The organism is Bradyrhizobium sp. C-145, from assembly GCF_023375135.1.
GTDB classification, from domain to species: Bacteria; Pseudomonadota; Alphaproteobacteria; order Rhizobiales; family Xanthobacteraceae; genus Bradyrhizobium; species Bradyrhizobium zhanjiangense.
On record NZ_CP088150.1, the window covers coordinates 2,545,837 to 2,563,525 of the forward strand.

The following is a 17,689-nucleotide window of genomic DNA, read 5'->3' on the forward strand; positions in this document are numbered from 1 at the left end:
TTCGTCGAGACCGCGTCGATGTTGAAATGCCGGCTCGCTTTCGATGCGATAGCCCGGCGCTATGTTGATGCGCCGCGGCTATCGAACCGATTGGGCATCGGCATTTCCGCCTCCGGGGGATCTGGCGTCCGATGGCAGGGCGCCCGATTGGCGGGCGTTCACGTCAATCCGGAGGAGCATCTCATGACGAAAGTGTCCAAAACCCTGATCTTTAGCGCGGCCTTCGCCGTCATCGCCACGTCGGCCTTCTCGGAGGCCGCCTGGGACTTCAAGGCCGGCATGGCTTACGTCTATGGCGGGCCCGGCAAGATGTCGGCGATGGCCATGGCGCCGGCCGAGAAGAACCACGACGCCATGATGAAGAACGCGAAGAGGGTTCCCGACAACACCGTCTTCTTCATGGACAAGGGTACGCTGTACTCCACGTCGGGGCGGCTGGATCCGACCGGAAATTTCTACGTGAACTGATCGCGTGCGCAGGACGGCCGCCCCCTTGCGGGCGGCCCGACCACGCAACTAATATTCGTCCCCTGAACGCCGGAGCAGAAGATGACGTCTCTCTCGCCCGCCGACGCCGAACAGCTCAGGCTTGCTTTCCAGCGCTGCCGCGACATGGACGGTACGCTGAACGACCAGCTCCGCGCCTATGCCGACGCCAGCCGGAAGGTGTTCCCCGCCTATGGCGAGGCGGTCGATCGCCTGGTCGCGCGGTTAAATGGAAACGGGGGTGGTGAGACGGCGCCGCGTCCGGGCGATGCGATGCCGCCGTTCATGCTGCCCGACGAGAGTGGACGTCTCGTCGCGCTGAATGCGCTGTTGGAGAGCGGCCCGGTTGCGGTGATGTTCTTCCGCGGTCATTGGTGCCCGTATTGCCGGCTCAATGTCCGCGCGGTGGTCCAGGCACTCGGCCGCATCAAGGCGATAAGGGCCCAGGTCGTCGCAATCGTGCCGGAAACGCAGGAATATACGCGGCAGCTGAAGTCAGATGCCGGTGCGCCGTTTCCGATCCTGACCGATCTCGACAACGGCTACGCGCTCTCGCTCAATCTTGCGATCTGGCTCGGCGCCGAGATCCAGCATCTGTTGTCCTATCAGGACATGGCGAAATTCCACGGCAATGACGGCTGGGTCCTGCCGATCCCGGCCGTGTTCGTGGTCGGACGCGACGGCATTGTGAAGGCCCGCTTCGTCGATCCCGATTTCCGCAAGCGCATGGAGATCGATGATCTCTTGGCCGCGCTGGAGGATGCACGCAGGGGAAAGCTGAGCTTCGCATAACGCGCTTTATTCCCTTCTCCCCTTGTGGGAGAAGGTGGCGCGAAGCGCCGGATGAGGGTTTCTCTCCGCCCTCGATGCAAGAGACTAGCGCGCTGAGACAACCCCTCACCCGTCCCGCCGCTGTCGCGGCGAGCCACCCTCTCCCGCAAGGGGAGAGGGGAAGAAAGAGCGTCCGCACTACCCCGCCAGCGCTCGCCAGTCCGCGCCGCGCAGCATGCGCATCACGGCATTGCCCACTGCCGTGCGCTGCCGGCCGGCCACCCCGTAAAGGCTGACGGTACGGCGGGCGTCCAGCCCCGTCACCGCGGCGCGCGTCAGCCGTTCCGGCACGGGCGAGGTGTGCGGCACCATGGCGATGCCCATGTCGGCGTCGACCAGCTCGATCAGATCGCGCTCGTTCGAGACTTCGTGGCCATGTTCGATGTCGATGCCGTGTTCGCGCAGGCTCGCAGAGATCCGGCCGGAATGCTCGCAGAACGTCCGGCTCAGAAGCTGCTCCGATCGCAAGTCCTCCAGTTCGACCGAGCTGCGGCCGGCCAGCCGATGGCCATCGCCGACGACGAGCTCAAAAGTTTCCGTGAAGAGGGGCCAGACGTCGAGCCGTTCCCAGGCCTCATCGATCTCGGCGGCAATCCCGAGCTCGGCCTCGCCCTTCTTCAGGAATTCGCCGACCTCGCGGCTCGTCCCGCGCAGGAAGCGGAATTCGAGCCGGTTGAACTGCCGCCTGATCTGGTTGAGATGGGGAATGAGCAGCGACAGATCGATCGAATGTGTCAGCGCAATGCGGAGCGGGCCGATCTCACCGCTCTTGAACGAGGAGGCGAGGGAACGCGCGCCGACGGCGGCGTCATAGCACTGCTTCAAGAGCGGATGCATGCGCTGGCCGAGCTCGGTCAGCTGCGCAGCCGGTCGCTCGCGACGAAACAGGTCGCCGCCGAGCTCGGCCTCGAGCTGCTTGATCGCGCGCGTCAGCGACGGCTGCGTCACGTTGCACTCCTCGGCGGCACGCGTGAAGTTCAACAGCTGCGCCACCGCGAGGAAATAGCGGACCTGATGCATTTCCATGGATCGGCTCCCCAGCAGGATCGGGCAGCAGAACTCTAGCCGATCGGGGCAGGGAATGACATCCCGGCCGCAATAGCGGGCGCGTATGGTTTCGGAAGCCAGGCGGCATTTCCATTCGGGCCGGCGCCGCTTCATGGTCCTGCGAAAGCGGGCGCCGGGGCCAAGCCCAGCGATCGCCAACGGAGGATCTCGCATGAACATATCGCTGAAGCCACAGACGTCTCAACCTGCGCGCGCGCTGGCCGGAAAGGTTGCGCTGGTCACGGGCTCGACCAGCGGCATTGGGCTCGGCATCGCATGGGCGCTGGCTGCCGCGGGTGCCGACATCGTGCTCAATGGCCTCGGTGTCGCGAGCGAGATCGACCGGACGCGCGAGCAGCTCGCCGCCGAATTCGGCATCAAGGCGAGCTACTCGCCCGCAGACATGACGAGGCCCAAATCGATCGCCGAGATGATCGCGGCCACCATCGCCCAATCCGGCCGGCTCGACATCCTCGTCAACAACGCCGGCATCCAGCATGTCGCGCCGCTCGACCAGTTTCCAGTCGAGAAATGGGACCAGATCCTCGCGATCAATCTGACGTCCGCCTTCCACACCACGCGACTCGCGTTGCCGGCCATGCGCCGGAACGGTTTTGGCCGGATCATCAACATCGCCTCTGCGCATGGTCTGGTCGGCTCGCCGTTCAAGGCGGCCTATGTCGCCGCCAAGCATGGGATCGTCGGTCTCACCAAGGTGACGGCGCTCGAGACCGCGGAGGAGGGCATCACCTGCAATGCCGTCTGTCCGGGCTACGTCTACACACCGCTGGTCGAGGCGCAGATCGACGGACAGGCCAAGGCGCACGGCGTCTCCCGCGATCAGGTGATCCGTGACGTGCTGCTCGTGCAGCAGCCGAACAAGCGTTTCGCCACGGTCGAGGAGCTTGGCGCGCTCACGGTGTTCCTGGCGACGGAAGCGGCCGCTTCCATCACCGGCATTGCGCTTCCGGTCGATGGCGGCTGGACCGCGCATTGACATGGGGCGGCGCAACAAGCTGCGGCGGACTGCGAACATTCGATCGGCGCAAGCTCATGAGGAGCGAGACATGAACGGCATGCAGGACAACGCGCAGAACAATGGTACGGACCTGCCGGGCCAGGTCGTGCTGGTGCTTCAGGGCGGCGGCGCACTCGGGTCCTATCAGGCCGGGGTGTATCAGGCGCTGCACGAGGCCGGCATCGAGCCTGACTGGATCATCGGCACCTCGATCGGCGCCATCAATGCGAGCCTCATTGCGGGCAACGCGCCTCGGCAGCGACTCGCGCGTCTGAGGGAGTTCTGGAAACGGATGGAGCAGAATCCGATCTGGAATTTGCGCACCGCGTTTCCCGGCTTCAACGAGAAGCTGACCTATTGGTCGACGGTCACCAACGGCATTCCCGGCTTCTTCCGGCCCAATCCGCTGGCGCATGCGGGGGATTCCTTTCCGCTCGGCGCCGACCACGCCGGCTTCTATTCGACTGCGCCGCTGGAGAAGACGCTGCTCGAACTCGTCGATTTCAGCCTCGTCAACCGCTGTTCGCCGCGCTTGACGGTCGGCGCGGCTCATGTCCGCACCAGCCAGATGCGCTATTTCGACAGCCGCGACGGTGATCTCTCGGTGAAGCACGTCATGGCCTCGGGCGCGCTGCCGCCGGCCTTCCCTGCGGTGCGCATCGACGGCGAGCTCTATTGGGACGGCGGCATCCTGTCCAACACGCCGACAGAGGCGGTGTTCGACGACAATCCGCGTAAGGACTCGCTGATCTTCGCGGTGCATCTGTGGAATCCGGTTGGAGCCGAGCCGACCACGATGGCGGAGGTGCTTAACCGTCACAAGGACGTGCAATATTCCAGCCGGATCGCCAGCCAGATCGCGCGCCAGCAGCAGGCCCATCGCCTGCGCCACGTCATCAACCAGCTCGCCGCGCGATTGCCCGAGCGCGAGCGCAGCGATCCGGCGGTGCGCGAGCTCACGAGCCATGGCTGCCCAACGCGCATGCATGTGGTGCGCCTGCTCGCCCCGCAGCTGGACCGCGAGAGCCACACCAAGGATATCGATTTCAGTCCGTCAGGCATCATGCAGCGCTGGGATGCAGGCTATGCCCACACGAGATCCGTGCTTGCGCGAAAGCCGTGGATCGGTGAATTCGATCCGCTCGCCGGCGTGGTGCTGCACGAGCATATGGACGTGCTGCCGATTGCGGCGGAGTGAGGGCCTTGTTCGTCATTGTTTTGCGTGATGACGATTTCGCAGCGGCGCGGTCCGGGGTATTGTCGCCGTGTCTTCGTCGCGAGGCTTGCAATTGGTCGGTGAGAAAGATCTGGAGGCATCGCTCGAAACGCTGCGTGCGAACGCGGCGGGACCGGTCGCCGGCGTGTTCGGTCCGTCCTCGCTGACCTGGCGGATCGACCGGGAGGCCGTGATCTTTCTCGGCGCCGGCCGTGCGCTGTTGCTGCAACTGGCGCATCCGTGGGTGGCGGCGGCGATCGCCGAGCATTCGAGCACGCTTGCCGACCCGATCGGCCGCTTCCACCGCACTTTCGACATCGTCTTTACCATGGTGTTCGGCTCGCTGGACCGGGCGCTGCTGTCGTCCCGGCAGCTGCACCGGCGCCACAGCATGATCATTGGCGAGATGCCCGAGACCGTCGGTCCGTTCGCGGCCGGCTCGCGCTATTGCGCCAACGACATTCCCTCGCTCCGCTGGGTCCATGCGACGCTGGTCGAGACCGCGCTGATGGTGCATGATCTGGTGCTGCCGCCGCTCTCGGCGGAGGAGCGCGAGCGCTATTGGAGCGAGGCCCGGCTGTACGGCGCCCTGTTCGGACTGACGGGGGATGATTTGCCGGCGGACTGGTCCGGCTTCGCAGCCTACAATGCGGCGATGGCGCAGTCGGATACGCTGACCGTCAGCCCGGCGGCGCGCCAGATCGCCGAACAGATCTTCAGAGGCGCCCGTCCCTGGTTGCGGCCACCGCGATGGTACCGCGCGCTCGCGGCGCGCATGCTGCCGGAGCGGCTGCGCGCCGGGTTCGGCCTTGTGCTTGACGCGCGCGACATCAGAGCTGCCGACAATGCGCTGACCTGGATCAGGCGCGTCTATCCGAAACTGCCCGACCGGCTGCGCTATGTCGGCCCCTATCAGGAGGCGCAGGCGCGCTTGCGGGGCGAGCCGCAGCCCGACTGGATGATCCGGTGCCTGAACCGCGCCTGGATCGGGCGGCCGCAGATGGACGTGCGCGGGAAGGGGTGAAGTCCTCCGCTGCTGCCAACAACTTCCGTCATTGCGAGGAGCCCTTGCGACGAAGCAATCCAGACTACCGCCGCGGACAGACTCTGGATTGCTTCGCTACGCTCGCAATGACGGAGTGCGCAGCCACGCCTCGGCCCAATCTCACACCGACGCCAGCTTCCGGTACAGCGCGCTGTAGCAGCCGGCCGAGATGCTCCAGGAGAACGATCGTCCCATTGCGCTGCGGCGCATGGTATCGAGCTGGTCCTGCGCCATGAACGCCTCGAACGCGCGGCGGACGCCGCCGATGAAGGATTCGCGCGAAGGCCTTGCGAACAGGAAGCCGGTCTCGCCGTCGGTAATGGTCTCGGCCAGACCGCCGGTCTGGTGTCCGATCGGCAGCGAACCGAAGCGCTGGGCGTACATCTGGCTGAGCCCGCACGGTTCGAAGCGCGAGGGCATCAGGGTGAAATCGCTGCCGGCGAAAATGCGGCGCGCCTGGGCGTCGTTGAAGCCGATCACGACCCCGATGGCATCGGGGCGGCGGCGATGCGCGTTGATCACGGCCTGCTCGAGCGCCGGTTCGCCGGAACCGGTGATCACGATCTGGCCACCGGCATCGACGATCTCGTCGGCGGCCGACAGCACGAGGTCGATGCCCTTCTGGTGCACGAGGCGGGCGACGATGCCGAACATGGGGCCGCGTGAGACCGCAAGCCCGAACTGCTTGCGCACGTAGTCCGCATTCGCTTTCTTGCCGATCCAGTCGCCGGCGCCGAATTGCTGGGCGAGCTGTGAGCAGGAGCGTGGGTCCCAGCTCTCGTCTATCCCGTTGAGGATGCCGGTGAGCTCGGCGGCGTCGGAGCGGACGCGAAGCAGGCCTTCGAGACCGCAGCCGAATTCGGCCGTGGTGATCTCGCGCGCATAGGTGCCGCTGACCGTGGTGAGGTGCGAGGCATAGACCAGCCCGGCCTTGAGGAAGGAGACCTGGTCGTAGAATTCGACGCCGTCGATATGAAACGAGCTCTCCGGCGCGCCGATCCGCCGCAGCGAGTCCTTCGGAAAGAGGCCCTGATAGGCGAGGTTGTGGATGGTCAGGATCGACGGCAGCTTGGCGCCGCGCCAGGCGAGATAGGCCGGCACGAGTGAGGCCTGCCAGTCATTGGCATGGATCAGGTCTGCTGCCCAATTCTTGTCCAGCGTGCCCATGGCCAGCTCAGCGGCGGCCGAGGCAAGGCGCGCGAAGCGGATGTCGTTGTCCGGCCAGTCGCGCCCGGATTCGTCGCCATAGGGATTGCCGGGCCGGTCATAGAGCTGTGAGCACAACAGCACGTAGACCGGCAGGCCGTCCTTGGTCGCGGCCCGCCCGAGCGAGCAGGCTGGCATCTCCGCGAATGCCGGACAGCGGCCAACGATTTGAATGTGCGTGAGTTGTTCGATGATGTCGCGATAGCCGGGCAGCATGATCCGGATATCGGCAAAGGAGCGAAGGGCGCGGGGGAGAGCAGCAGAAACGGCTCCAAGTCCGCCGACGCGGACGAAGTCGTCCATCTCTGTCGTGACGAACAAGACCCTCAAGAACAGCCGCCCTCTGCCGATCCCGTTCGCTGCTATGCAAGAACGGGTCCAGTTGTTCCGGAATTCCCAAGCCCGCCCATGCGGCGCGTCGGTTCGGTAAACACTTTCCTACTCAGCCGCCGCCCTCTAGGGTCGCCGCATCAACAACAGAGAACTTCGATAAGTTCCTAAGACACCCAAGGACGTGAGCAGGCATGCAGCTAGCAGATAAGCATGAGGGGACGACGACAAAGGCCTTCGCCGGCCTGCGGGTCCTGGATTTTTCGACCACGATTGCCGGTCCCCATTGCACGCGCATGCTCGCCGACATGGGCGCCGAGGTGATCAAGATCGAGACCGACGGCGGCGAGACGATGCGGACCCGGCCGCCGCTGCGCAAGGGGTGCAGCACCACGTTCGGCCAGCTCAATGTCGGCAAGAAAAGCGTGGTGCTCGACCTCAAATCCGAGGACGGCAAGGAGGCGGTGCGCCGGCTGGCCGCGACCGCCGACGTCCTGGTCGAGAACTTCCGCCCGGGGGTGATGCACCGGCTGCGGCTCGACTACGACAGCATGCGTCAGGTCAACCAAAAGCTGATCTACTGCTCGATCTCAGGCTACGGCCAGACCGGCCCCTCGGCCGAGCTGCCGGCCTATGCGCCGGTGATCCACGCGGCCTCGGGCTACGACTTGGCGCATCTCGCCTACCAGCCCGGCCGCAACCGCCCCGACTATTGCGGCATCTATCATGCCGACGTCGTCACCGGCACCTACGGCTTCGGCGCGATCGCTTCGGCGCTCTATCAGCGCACGGTTACGGGTCTCGGCCAGCACATCGACGTTTCCATGCTGGAAACGATGCTGTCGCTGACGCTGACCGAGTTGCAGAGCTCGCAATTCGCCGTGAAGCCGCCGCCGCGCCCGATGTTCGGGCCGACCGAGACGGAAAACGGCTATGTCATGATCACGATCGCGAGCGAGAAGACGTTTCAGGGTTTGATGGGGGTGATCGGCCGCCTCGCCTGGATCTCCGATCCGCGCTTCTCGACCTACGCCGCGCGCCGCGAGAACTGGGCCGACATGATGGACGGGGTCGAAGCCTGGTCACGGCAGCTCACGACCGATGCATGCCTTGCCGCGCTCGGCGCAGCCGGCGTTCCGGCCTCGGCCTATCGCACCGTGTCAGAAGCGCTGGCCGATCCGCAGCTCGCGCACCGGCAGGCGCTGTCCGAGGTGCGGGACGGGGGCGGTTCATTCCAGGTCCTCAATCTGCCGTTCCGAATGTCGGGCGCCGACACCACGCCGGCCAAGACGATGGCCGTGCTCGGCGAGCACACGGATGCGCTACGCGATGAGATCGGTCTCGCGGACGAAGCGCCAATTCCGTCAGGCAAAACGGCCGCGACGTGCTGAACGCATCGCGCCGCGGTATGCGGCGCTCGAACCCTCGTGCGTTCCTCTTGCCGTGGCGGACATTTGTCGCCAATCTCGCTCCCCGAGTCATTCAACGATCCGAAACATCGGACGAGGGACCCCGGGAGGAACCATGACGAATGCGGCTGCCGTGGCACGCAAGTGCGTGCCGATTTTCCTTGTTGCGGCATTTGCACTGGCAGCGCCGGCGCAGGCGCAGAAGTCGGGCGGCAGCATCACCGTCGGTCAGGAGCTGGAGATTGCAGGCTTCGATCCGCTCAAGGTCGGCGTCTACGACACCTCCACCTTCACCGCAGCCGCCGCGATCTTCGACACGCTGACGACGCTGGACGAGAAAGGCGAGGCGGCGCCAAAACTCGCGGTGTCCTGGACCCATTCCGACGACTACAAGAGCTGGACCTTCAAGCTGCGTCAGGGCGTGAAATTCCACGACGGCACGCCGTTCAACGCGCAGGCGTTCAAGGAAAACTTTGACCGGCAGAAGGATCCCGCCAACAAGTGCCGCTGCGCCTTCTACATCACCAACGTCAAGGAGGTGCTGGCGCCCGACGAATACACCATCGTCTACAATCTTACTGATCCCTCCGTGAACCTGCCGGCGGTGATCACCATCCAGAGCTCCAACAACGCCATTCATTCGCCGACGGCCTGGAAGACCAAGGGCGACGACTATAATCGCAATCCCGTGGGCACCGGCCCCTACATTCTGAAATCCTGGACTGCGGGCGACCGCATGGTGCTGGAGAAGAACCCGGACTACTGGGACAAGGGCCGTCCGTATCTCGACCGCATCATCTTAAAGCCGCTGCCCGACGCACAGTCGCGCTTCGCATCGCTGCAATCGGGCGAGGCCGACATCATCTGGGACGACGAGAACGACGCCGACAACATCATGAGGGCGCAGAAGGACTCAAAACTCACCGTGCACACCTACAAGGGCTCGGGCGCGCAGGTCTATGCCTTCAACACCAAGGTCGCGCCGTTCGACGACGTCCGCGTGCGGCAGGCGCTGGTGATGGCGATCGACCGTCCAAAAATGTCGCAGGCAATCAGCAACGGCCTGAGCCGCCCCGCGACCAATCCGTACGGCGACGGTTCCTGGGTCATAGTGCAAGGACGACGGCGCGCTGCCGTTCGACATCGAGAAGGCCAAGGCGCTGATCAAGGATTATGGCAAGCCGGTCGAGTTCAAGATGCTGGTGACCGCGACGCCGCGCGGCCGCATGATCGGCCAGGTGCTCCAGCAGTTCTGGAAGCGCGTCGGCGGCAACATGGAGATCGAGCAGGTCGATCAGGCCACCATCCCGTCGCGCGCCTTCACCCGCCAGTTCCAGTTGACGCCGTGGCGTATCGTCGATCTCGCCGATCCCGATCCGCAGATGTATGCGAACTTTCGCAGCGGCAGTCCGCTCGCGCTGTCCAACTACGCTGATCCGGAGCTCGACCGGCTGCTCGATCATGCCCGCGTCACGGCCGACCTCGGCCAACGGACCGAGGATTATTGCGCGATCAGCCGCCTGATCAACAAGCAGGCGATCTGGTTCTGGACCTTCCAGAACACCTATTACGCGCTGTCGAGCGCCAAGCTGAAGGGCTTTCCGAAAATCTACAACGGTGTGATCGACGTCTCGAACACCTGGCTGGAATGAAAGCGCGATGCTGAACTTCGTCGTTCGGCGGCTCCTTGCGATTCTGCCGGTCCTGCTGGCCGTCTCGCTGCTGACCTTCCTGATTGCCTCGCTGCTGCCGGGCGATCTCGCCTTGGTCATCCTCGGCGACCAGGCAACGCCGGAGAATGTCGCGGCGCTGCGCCGTGACATGGGGCTCGACCAACCGCTGTGGTGGCGTTACCTGAGCTGGCTCGGCCATGTCCTGCAGGGCGATCTCGGCCGCTCCTTCCGCACCGGGCAGACGGTGCTCCAGGCGGTGGCCGAGCGCATCCCGGTCTCGCTCCAGCTGATGCTGATGGCCGAGTTCATCGGGCTCGTGATCGGCGTGCCGCTTGCGATCGCCTGCGCCGCGCGCGCCGGCGGCGCCTTCGACCGCTTCATGACCGGCAGCGCCTTCGCCATGCTGTCGATGCCGTCCTTCCTGACCGCGATCCTCCTGATCTATCTGTTCGCGGTCGAGCTGCACTGGCTGCCCGCAACCGGCTATGTGCCGTTCACCGAGGCGCCGCTGGCCAATCTGCGCTTCTTCGTGCTGCCGGCGCTGACATTGGCGCTGGCGGAATGGCCGGGCATCATGCGGGTGCTGCGCTCCGACATGATCGCCACCTTGCAGGAGGATTATATCGCGCTCGCCAAGGCCAAGGGCCTCAAGCCCGCACGCATCCTGTTCGTGCATGCGCTCAAGCCCTCGTCGCTGACGCTGGTGACGGTGACCGGGATCAATATCGGCCGTCTGCTCGGCGGCACGCTGATCGTGGAATCGATCTTTGCACTACCCGGAATCGGACGGCTGCTGGTCGGCGCGATCTACACCCGCGACCTCGTCATCCTGCAGGGCGTGGTGCTGCTGGTCGCCTGCGGCTTCGTGCTCGTCAACTTCATCGTCGACATGCTCTACGCCGTGCTTGATCCGAGGATCCGCCATGGCCACGCTTGAGCTCTCGATTCAGGACGAGGCGGCGTCCGCGCCCGTTCGCGGCAGGCGCAAGCTCGGCCTGCTGTTCTGGCTCGCGAGCGGCTGGCTTGCGATCATTCTCGCGCTCGCGATCCTCGCGCCGGTGCTGCCGCTGCAGAACCCGACCGACATGGACATGCTGGAGCGTCGCGCGGCGTTCTCTGGAGAGCACTGGCTCGGCACCGACGGGCTCGGCCGCGACGAGCTCGCCCGCCTGATTTTCGGCGCGCGAGTGTCGCTGACGGTCGGGCTGATCGCGCCGATGATCAGCCTTGTATTCGGCGGCGCACTCGGCCTGCTCGCCGGCTATTTCCGCGGCCGGTTCGAGACGTTGGTGGTCGGCAGCATGGACGTGCTGCTGGCCTTTCCGCCGCTGATCTTCGCGCTCGCCGTGACCGCCTATCTCGGCCAATCCGTCCCCAACCTGACCTTGATCCTTGGCGTGCTCGGCATTCCCGCCTTCATGCGCGTGGCGCGTGCGGCGACGCTGACGCTGTCGCGGCGCGAATTCGTGATTGCCGCCGAGGCGCTCGGCGCCAGCCACGCGCGGATCCTGCTGCGCGAGCTTCTGCCGAACGTGATCCTGCCGCTGCTCGCCTTCTTCCTGCTCGGTGTCGCCGTCACCATCGTGGTCGAGGGGGCGCTGTCCTTTCTCGGCCTCGGCGTGCCGCCGCCGATGGCGAGCTGGGGCAGCATGATCGGCGAGGGGCGTGAGAGCCTCGACGTCGCGCCGCGGCTCGCCTTCCTGCCGGCGGCGGCGCTGTTCCTGACCGTGCTGGCTTTCAACCTCGTCGGCGACACCTTGCGGGCCCTGACCGACCCGCGTCAGGGGGCATTGTGAGCGCGCCGCTCTTGACCATCGAGGACGTCGCGGTCGAGCTGCCGACACCGCGCGGCAATTTGCGCGCGGTGGATCACGTCGACCTGTCGCTGGCGGCCGGCCGCACGCTCGGCATCGTCGGCGAATCCGGCTGTGGCAAGACCATGCTGTCGCGCGCGGTGCTTCAGCTCCTGCCGAAGAAGGCGAAGCTGACGGGCCGGGTGATGTTCGACAGCGAGGATCTGGTGCGGCTTAATGCGGAACGGCTGCGGCGCCTGCGCGGGCGCGATCTCGCGGTCGTGTTCCAGGATCCCATGACCTCGCTCAATCCCGTGCTCACCATCGGCACCCAGTTGATGGAGACGATCCAGGAACATCTCGAGCTGGATGCCCCGGCGGCCAGGAAGCGCAGCATCGAGCTGCTGGCGGCCGTCAGCATTCCGGCACCGGAGCAGCGGCTCGCGCAATATCCGCATCAATGTTCCGGCGGCATGCGCCAGCGCATCGCGATTGCGATCGCGCTGTCCTGCGAGCCGAAACTGCTGATCGCGGACGAGCCGACGACGGCGCTCGACGTCACCATCCAGGCGCAGATTCTCGATCTCCTGGCGCGCGAGCAGCGGCGCCGCCACATGGCGATGATCATCATCACCCATGATCTCGGCGTCGTCGCCGGCCGCGCCGACGAGGTGGCCGTGATGTATGCGGGCAGGGTGGTCGAGCGCGCGCCGACGCCGGCGCTGTTCAAGCGCATGCACATGCCCTACACCGAGGCGCTGCTGGCGGCGATCCCGAAGCTTGAGACCGCGCCGCATACGCCGCTGCCTGCGATCTCCGGCCGTCCGCCCGACCCGACGCGGCCGCTGCGTGGCTGCTCCTTTGCGCCGCGCTGCCGCTATGCCGCGCGGCGCTGTCACGAGGCTAAGCCCGAGCTGAAGAGCGCGGAGGTGCCGGGGCATCTCTATGCCTGCTTCCATCCGATCCAGATGGCCGAGGGGATCGGCGCATGATGCAGCTTGCCGTGCGCCCCGAGCCGCTGCTGAACGTCGACAATCTCGTCGTCGAATATGGTCTCGGCAACAAGACGGTGCATGCCGTCTCCGGTGTCAGCCTTCAGGTCGCACGCGGCGAGACGCTGGGGCTGGTCGGTGAATCCGGCTGCGGCAAGTCGACGCTGGGGCGCGCGGTCCTGCAGTTGCGCCGCGCCAAATCCGGGCGGGTGATGTTCGACGGCGAGGATCTGACGGCGATGGAGGGCGAGGCGCTGCGCAAGATGCGCCGCCGCGTGCAGCTGATCTTTCAGGATCCTATCGCCTCGCTCAATCCGCGCCGGCGCATTGGCGACATCGTCGCCGAACCGCTGATCATCGCCGGCGTCAAGGATGCTGCCGAGCGCAAGCGGCGCGTTCACGAGGTGCTTTCCGCGGTCGGGCTCGACCCTGATATCGTGGCGGGTCGTCTGCCGCATGAATTCTCCGGTGGGCAATGCCAGCGCATCTGCATCGCGCGGTCGCTGGTGCTCAATCCTGAGTTCATCGTCTGCGACGAGCCGGTGTCGGCGCTCGACGTCTCCATCCGCGCGCAGATTCTCAATCTGCTAGAGGAGATGAAGGCGCGCTTCGGCCTGACGCTGCTGTTCATCGCGCATGATCTCGCGGTGGTCAAAGCGGTCAGCGACCGCGTCGCGGTGATGTATCTCGGCCGGCTCTGCGAGGTCGGGCCGTCGGAACAATTGTTCGCAAAGCCGGCGCATCCCTATACCGGGTTGCTGTTGCAGGCGATCCCGGTGCCTGATCCGGATGTGCGTCCCGTTGAGAGTGTAGCGAGTGGCGAGCCGCCATCGCCGATTGCGCCGCCGTCCGGCTGCCGCTTCCGCACCCGCTGTCCGAGGGCCGATCAGCGATGCAGCGCGGAGATACCGGAGTTGCGTGAAATCGCGCCCGGCCAGTTCGCGGCTTGCCATCATCCGCTGGCCTAAACTAAGACGGTCGGGGTTTGTCTCGCCTCGCCGGTCGTGGCATGCTGGCGCGACAACAAGAACATGCCGGGAGGACGTCGATGAAGAGCTTCAAGGTCGCCGATTTCAAGGCGCCGCTGCAGGAGGTCGACGAGGCCACGCCGCAGCCCTCGGGCACCCAGGTTCTGATCAAGGTGAAGGCGGCCGGCGTCTGTCACAGCGACCTCCACATCTGGGAAGGCGGCTACGATCTCGGTCACGGCCGCAAGCCGCTGTCGCTGAAGGACCGCGGCATCAATTTGCCGCTGACCATGGGCCACGAGACCGTCGGCGAAGTCCTCGCCTTCGGGCCCGACGTAAAGCCGACCGACCAGGGCGACCTCAAGCTCGGCGATGTCGGCCTGGTCTATCCCTGGATCGGCTGCGGCAAATGCGCCACGTGCCTTGGCGGCGAGGAGAACATGTGCCTGACGCCGCGCTCGCTCGGCGTCTATTGCGATGGCGGTTATGCCGACCACATGCTGGTGCCGCATCCGCGCTATCTGCTCAATCTAAGAGGGCTCGACCCCGCGACGACCGCGCCCTATGCCTGCTCGGGCGTCACCACCTACAGCGCGCTGAAGAAGGTCGAGCAGCATTTCGACACGCCGATCGTGATGTTCGGCGCCGGCGGCCTCGGCCTAATGGCGCTGTCGCTGCTGAAAGCGATGGGCGGCAAGGGCGCGATCATGGTCGATATCGATGCGAAGAAGCGCGAAGCGGCGGAAAAGTCCGGTGCGCTCGCGACGGTCGATCCCAAGGCGCCGGATGCGCTGGAGCAACTCGCGAAGAAGGCGGGCGGGCCGATCCGCGCCGTGATCGACCTCGTCGGCAATGCCGCGACGACGCAGCTCGGTTTCGACTGCCTGACCAAGGGCGGCAAGCTCGTCATCGTCGGCCTGTTCGGCGGCGGTGCGACCTGGGCGCTGCCGCTGATTCCGATCAAGGCCGTGACGATCCAGGGCAGCTATGTCGGCAATTTGCGTGAGACGCAGGAATTGCTCGATCTGGTGCGAGCGAAGAAGGTGCCGCCGATCCCGGTGACGACGGTGCCGCTCGCCAGGGCCAACGACGCGCTGCTGCAATTGCAGCAGGGCGCGGTGGTCGGACGCACCGTGCTGACGCCGTAACGAACGCTCTCTCCTCCGTCATTGCGAGGAGCGAAGCGACGAAGCAATCCAGACTGCCCCAGCGGAAAGATTCTGGATTGCTTCGCTTCGCTCGCAATGACGACTTGGCTAACTCCTTCCTTGAGGCTCTTATGTCCGCAAATAACGCCTTCCACATTGCCGTGCTCGCCGGTGACGGCATCGGTCCCGAAGTCATGGCGCCGGCGATCGAGGTGCTGCGCAAGATCGAACAGAAATCGGATTTGCGCTTCCGCTTCACCGAGGCCCCGGCCGGTGCCAACAATTATCTCGCCACCGGCAAGTCGATGCCGGATACCACCATCAAGCTGTGCGAGGAGGCGGATGCGATCCTGTTAGGTGCCTGCGGCCTACCTTCGGTACGCTACCCCGACAACACCGAGATCTCGCCGCAGATCGAGCTGCGCTTCATCTTCGATCTCTATGCCGGCGTGCGTCCGGCACGGCTCATTCCGGGCGTGCCGAGCCCGATCGTCGGCGCCGACCGGCGCGGCATCGATCTCGTCGTGATCAGGGAGTCCACCGAAGGCCTGTTCGCCTCGATGGGCAAGGGCGTCGTCACCCATGAGGATGCGCGCGAGACCATGGTGATCACGCGCAAGACGTCCGAGCGCCTGTTCGATTTCTCGTTTCGCCTTGCCGAGCGGCGCAAGGCGCGCGGCAAGCCCGGTGCGCTCACCTGCGTCGACAAGGCGAACGTGTTCAAGGCCTTCGCCTTCTTTCGCGGCATCTTCGACGAGATCGCCAAAAAGCATCCCGAGGTGAAGACCGACCGGGTCTATGTCGATGCCTGCTCGGCGATGCTGGTGAAGCGGCCCTGGGATTTCGACGTGATGGTGATGGAGAACATGTTCGGCGATATCGTCTCCGACATCACCGCGAGCCTGATCGGCGGCCTCGGCATGGCGCCGTCGGCCGACATTGGCGACAAGTATGCGGTGTTTCAGCCGTGCCACGGCACCGCGCCCGACATCATGGGTCAGGGCAAGGCCAATCCCACCGGCATGATCCTGTCGGCGGCGCTGATGCTGGACTGGCTCGCCGACAAGCATGGCGTCGAGAGCGCGACGGAGGCCGGCGAGACGATCGAGCGTGCGGTAGACAAGGTCTACGCCGGCGGCCTCAAGCCGATAGAGTTCGGCGGCAACAACGGCACGGCGGACATCACGAAGGCGGTGCTCGCGGCGCTGTAGTCAAGGAAAAAGGGGCCCGCAGGCCCCCTGTCGTTCACCAGCGGCGCCAGTGGTGGTAGCGGTGACCCCAGCCCCACGGACGCGGGCCGTAGAAGCGTCGCGGGCCGCCATAATAGCCGTAGGCGCCGTAGTAGTTCGGACGCCACCAGCAGCGGCCCCAGGGGTTACAGACCCAGCGCACCTGATCGACATCGGCGCCGGGACCGCCTGCAATCTTGTCCGCCTGCGGGATGCCGTTCGGCATTGCCGCGAGAGCGGGACCCGAGGCGAGCGCCGCACCGCCCAAGGCAGCCAGACCGAGAACAGCAAATTTGAGTTTCATCGCAATCTCCCTCGTTGGTGGCGAGAGAACTTTCGACAGATCAACTGGTTGCTATCGCGGTGCGTGCGCGTGGGAAATTTAATCTTCCTGAACGAAGGTTCAGTTTCACCGCCCTTGGAACTTGGGTCTGCGCTTTTCCATGAAGGCCTGCCGGCCCTCGCGGAAATCCTGGGAGTCCATGCAGGCGTTGCCGATCGCCTTGATCGTGTCCATGTCGCGCTGGCTCTCGTCCTTCAGAACCTGCGCGATGGTGATCTTGGCGGCCTTGATGGCGAGCGGCGCGTTTTCGGAAATGGTCTGCGCGATTCCCATGGTCTCGCCCCAGAGCTGGTCGTCGGGGATCACGCGCTCGACGAGGCCAATGCGCAGCGCCTCAGAGGAATCGATGCGCATGCCCGTGTACATCAACAGGCGCGCCCAGGACGGGCCGACCAGCGACACCAGGTGACGCAAGCCGTCATAGCCATAGGCGATGCCGAGCCTGGCGGCGGGAATGCCGAACTGGCTGTCGTGCGAAGCGATGCGGATGTCGGCGAGCATCGCGACCTGCATGCCGCCGCCTAGGCAAAAACCCTGGATGCAGGCGATGGTCGGCTTGGGATAGTCGGCGAGCAGCGCGCGCTGGGCGGCGCTGCGCTTGGCGTACTCCTCGGACGCCGCTGCATTGTGCCTGACCTTCTCGAACTGGCTGATGTCGGCGCCCGAGACGAACGCCTTGCCGCCGGCGCCGCGCAGGATTACGACCCGCACCGCCTCGTCGTCGCGCAGGCTGGTCAGTGCCTCGCCAAATCCCTCCCACATCTCCAGCGACATCGCGTTGCGCTTGTCGGGATTGTTGAAGGTGATCACGCCGACGCCGCTGGTCGTGTGCTTGAGGATCTTGCCGTCGGCGTAAGCCGTTTCGGTCGTGCTGGACATGTCGGACATCGCGCGCTCGCTGATCGTTGGCGAGGCAATGTGCGGCGCGGGCGCCACTGCAGTCAACCGGAGCCGG

17 protein-coding genes and 2 pseudogenes are annotated in these 17,689 nt (G+C 65.4%); 15 read left to right on the forward strand and 4 right to left on the reverse strand.

From position 1 onward, the window contains the following. Positions 1-183: 183 nt before the first annotated feature. Both LRP30_RS45230 and LRP30_RS11750 read left to right on the forward strand, forming a co-directional pair. Positions 184-468 (forward strand): hypothetical protein, encoded by a 285-nt coding sequence (locus LRP30_RS45230; protein ID WP_128943982.1) that lies wholly within the window; start codon positions 184-186, stop codon positions 466-468. A gap of 81 nt (positions 469-549) precedes the next feature. Continuing rightward, positions 550-1,278 (forward strand): peroxiredoxin-like family protein, encoded by a 729-nt coding sequence (locus tag LRP30_RS11750; RefSeq protein ID WP_249760404.1) that lies wholly within the window; start codon positions 550-552, stop codon positions 1,276-1,278. Positions 1,279-1,455: 177 nt separating this feature from the next. Here LRP30_RS11750 and LRP30_RS11755 read toward each other — a convergent pair whose 3' ends face one another. Further along, complete coding sequence (locus LRP30_RS11755) at positions 1,456-2,343, reverse strand: LysR family transcriptional regulator (protein WP_249760405.1); 888 nt, start codon at positions 2,341-2,343, stop codon at positions 1,456-1,458. Positions 2,344-2,536: 193 nt separating this feature from the next. Between LRP30_RS11755 and LRP30_RS11760 the strand changes: the two genes are divergently transcribed. From LRP30_RS11760 to LRP30_RS11770, 3 genes are all read left to right on the forward strand, one after another. Next, a complete protein-coding gene (locus LRP30_RS11760) occupies positions 2,537-3,361 on the forward strand; it encodes a 3-hydroxybutyrate dehydrogenase (protein WP_249760406.1) in 825 nt (274 codons plus the stop codon). Between the two features lie 70 nt (positions 3,362-3,431). Further along, positions 3,432-4,580, forward strand: coding sequence for a patatin-like phospholipase family protein (locus tag LRP30_RS11765; protein ID WP_128935199.1), 1,149 nt, complete (start codon positions 3,432-3,434; stop codon positions 4,578-4,580). Between the two features lie 91 nt (positions 4,581-4,671). Next, positions 4,672-5,622: an oxygenase MpaB family protein gene (locus tag LRP30_RS11770; protein ID WP_249760407.1), complete on the forward strand. Its 951-nt coding sequence runs from the start codon at positions 4,672-4,674 to the stop codon at positions 5,620-5,622. Positions 5,623-5,763: 141 nt separating this feature from the next. Here the strand turns inward: LRP30_RS11770 and glgA are convergent, their stop codons facing one another. After that, the gene (gene glgA, locus LRP30_RS11775; RefSeq protein ID WP_128935197.1) at positions 5,764-7,179 is read right to left on the reverse strand and encodes a glycogen synthase GlgA; all 1,416 of its coding nucleotides are present in this window, start codon (positions 7,177-7,179) and stop codon (positions 5,764-5,766) included. Positions 7,180-7,373: 194 nt separating this feature from the next. Here glgA and LRP30_RS11780 point away from each other — a divergent pair, with 194 nt between their 5' ends. From LRP30_RS11780 to LRP30_RS11820, 10 genes and pseudogenes are all read left to right on the forward strand, one after another. Continuing rightward, on the forward strand, positions 7,374-8,570 hold the full coding sequence (locus LRP30_RS11780; protein ID WP_249760408.1) for a CaiB/BaiF CoA-transferase family protein: 1,197 nt from the start codon (positions 7,374-7,376) through the stop codon (positions 8,568-8,570). Positions 8,571-8,703: 133 nt separating this feature from the next. Next, positions 8,704-9,633 (forward strand): annotated as a pseudogene (locus tag LRP30_RS11785) (ABC transporter substrate-binding protein); the annotation flags it as partial. A 118-nt stretch (positions 9,634-9,751) separates the two neighbouring features. Then, positions 9,752-9,931 (forward strand): annotated as a pseudogene (locus LRP30_RS45235) (ABC transporter substrate-binding protein); the annotation flags it as partial. A gap of 39 nt (positions 9,932-9,970) precedes the next feature. Then, complete coding sequence (locus LRP30_RS11790; protein WP_249760410.1) at positions 9,971-10,240, forward strand: hypothetical protein; 270 nt, start codon at positions 9,971-9,973, stop codon at positions 10,238-10,240. Positions 10,241-10,247: 7 nt separating this feature from the next. Further along, complete coding sequence (locus LRP30_RS11795) at positions 10,248-11,198, forward strand: ABC transporter permease (RefSeq protein WP_128935194.1); 951 nt, start codon at positions 10,248-10,250, stop codon at positions 11,196-11,198. Then, entirely contained in the window at positions 11,185-12,057 is an 873-nt protein-coding gene (locus tag LRP30_RS11800; protein WP_128935193.1) for an ABC transporter permease, read from the forward strand. Before LRP30_RS11795 ends, LRP30_RS11800 begins: the two co-directional genes overlap by 14 nt. Continuing rightward, positions 12,054-13,046, forward strand: a complete 993-nt coding sequence (locus LRP30_RS11805) for an ABC transporter ATP-binding protein (protein WP_249760411.1) — start codon at positions 12,054-12,056, stop codon at positions 13,044-13,046. The genes LRP30_RS11800 and LRP30_RS11805 overlap by 4 nt, the downstream gene beginning before the upstream one ends. Then, positions 13,043-14,014 (forward strand): oligopeptide/dipeptide ABC transporter ATP-binding protein, encoded by a 972-nt coding sequence (locus tag LRP30_RS11810; protein WP_091892747.1) that lies wholly within the window; start codon positions 13,043-13,045, stop codon positions 14,012-14,014. Before LRP30_RS11805 ends, LRP30_RS11810 begins: the two co-directional genes overlap by 4 nt. A gap of 80 nt (positions 14,015-14,094) precedes the next feature. Next, positions 14,095-15,162: an alcohol dehydrogenase gene (locus tag LRP30_RS11815; protein WP_128935191.1), complete on the forward strand. Its 1,068-nt coding sequence runs from the start codon at positions 14,095-14,097 to the stop codon at positions 15,160-15,162. A 131-nt stretch (positions 15,163-15,293) separates the two neighbouring features. After that, the gene (locus tag LRP30_RS11820) at positions 15,294-16,373 is read left to right on the forward strand and encodes an isocitrate/isopropylmalate dehydrogenase family protein (RefSeq protein ID WP_249760412.1); all 1,080 of its coding nucleotides are present in this window, start codon (positions 15,294-15,296) and stop codon (positions 16,371-16,373) included. A 34-nt stretch (positions 16,374-16,407) separates the two neighbouring features. Here the strand turns inward: LRP30_RS11820 and LRP30_RS11825 are convergent, their stop codons facing one another. Beyond that, positions 16,408-16,695 carry a hypothetical protein gene (locus tag LRP30_RS11825; RefSeq protein ID WP_249760413.1) on the reverse strand — a complete coding sequence of 96 codons (288 nt, stop codon included), beginning with the start codon at positions 16,693-16,695 and terminating at the stop codon, positions 16,408-16,410. A 105-nt stretch (positions 16,696-16,800) separates the two neighbouring features. Beyond that, the gene (locus tag LRP30_RS11830) at positions 16,801-17,622 is read right to left on the reverse strand and encodes an enoyl-CoA hydratase (protein ID WP_249760414.1); all 822 of its coding nucleotides are present in this window, start codon (positions 17,620-17,622) and stop codon (positions 16,801-16,803) included. Positions 17,623-17,689 lie beyond the last annotated feature (67 nt).

Coding starts and splice junctions, on each gene's coding strand:
- LRP30_RS45230 (WP_128943982.1), top strand. CDS start 184: ATGACGAAAGTGTCCAAAACCCTGATCTTTAGCGCGGCCTTCGCCGTC.
- LRP30_RS11750 (WP_249760404.1), top strand. CDS start 550: ATGACGTCTCTCTCGCCCGCCGACGCCGAACAGCTCAGGCTTGCTTTC.
- LRP30_RS11755 (WP_249760405.1), bottom strand. CDS start 2,343: ATGGAAATGCATCAGGTCCGCTATTTCCTCGCGGTGGCGCAGCTGTTG.
- LRP30_RS11760 (WP_249760406.1), top strand. CDS start 2,537: ATGAACATATCGCTGAAGCCACAGACGTCTCAACCTGCGCGCGCGCTG.
- LRP30_RS11765 (WP_128935199.1), top strand. CDS start 3,432: ATGAACGGCATGCAGGACAACGCGCAGAACAATGGTACGGACCTGCCG.
- LRP30_RS11780 (WP_249760408.1), top strand. CDS start 7,374: ATGCAGCTAGCAGATAAGCATGAGGGGACGACGACAAAGGCCTTCGCC.
- LRP30_RS11790 (WP_249760410.1), top strand. CDS start 9,971: ATGTATGCGAACTTTCGCAGCGGCAGTCCGCTCGCGCTGTCCAACTAC.
- LRP30_RS11795 (WP_128935194.1), top strand. CDS start 10,248: ATGCTGAACTTCGTCGTTCGGCGGCTCCTTGCGATTCTGCCGGTCCTG.
- LRP30_RS11800 (WP_128935193.1), top strand. CDS start 11,185: ATGGCCACGCTTGAGCTCTCGATTCAGGACGAGGCGGCGTCCGCGCCC.
- LRP30_RS11810 (WP_091892747.1), top strand. CDS start 13,043: ATGATGCAGCTTGCCGTGCGCCCCGAGCCGCTGCTGAACGTCGACAAT.
- LRP30_RS11815 (WP_128935191.1), top strand. CDS start 14,095: ATGAAGAGCTTCAAGGTCGCCGATTTCAAGGCGCCGCTGCAGGAGGTC.
- LRP30_RS11820 (WP_249760412.1), top strand. CDS start 15,294: ATGTCCGCAAATAACGCCTTCCACATTGCCGTGCTCGCCGGTGACGGC.
- LRP30_RS11825 (WP_249760413.1), bottom strand. CDS start 16,695: ATGAAACTCAAATTTGCTGTTCTCGGTCTGGCTGCCTTGGGCGGTGCG.
- LRP30_RS11830 (WP_249760414.1), bottom strand. CDS start 17,622: ATGTCCGACATGTCCAGCACGACCGAAACGGCTTACGCCGACGGCAAG.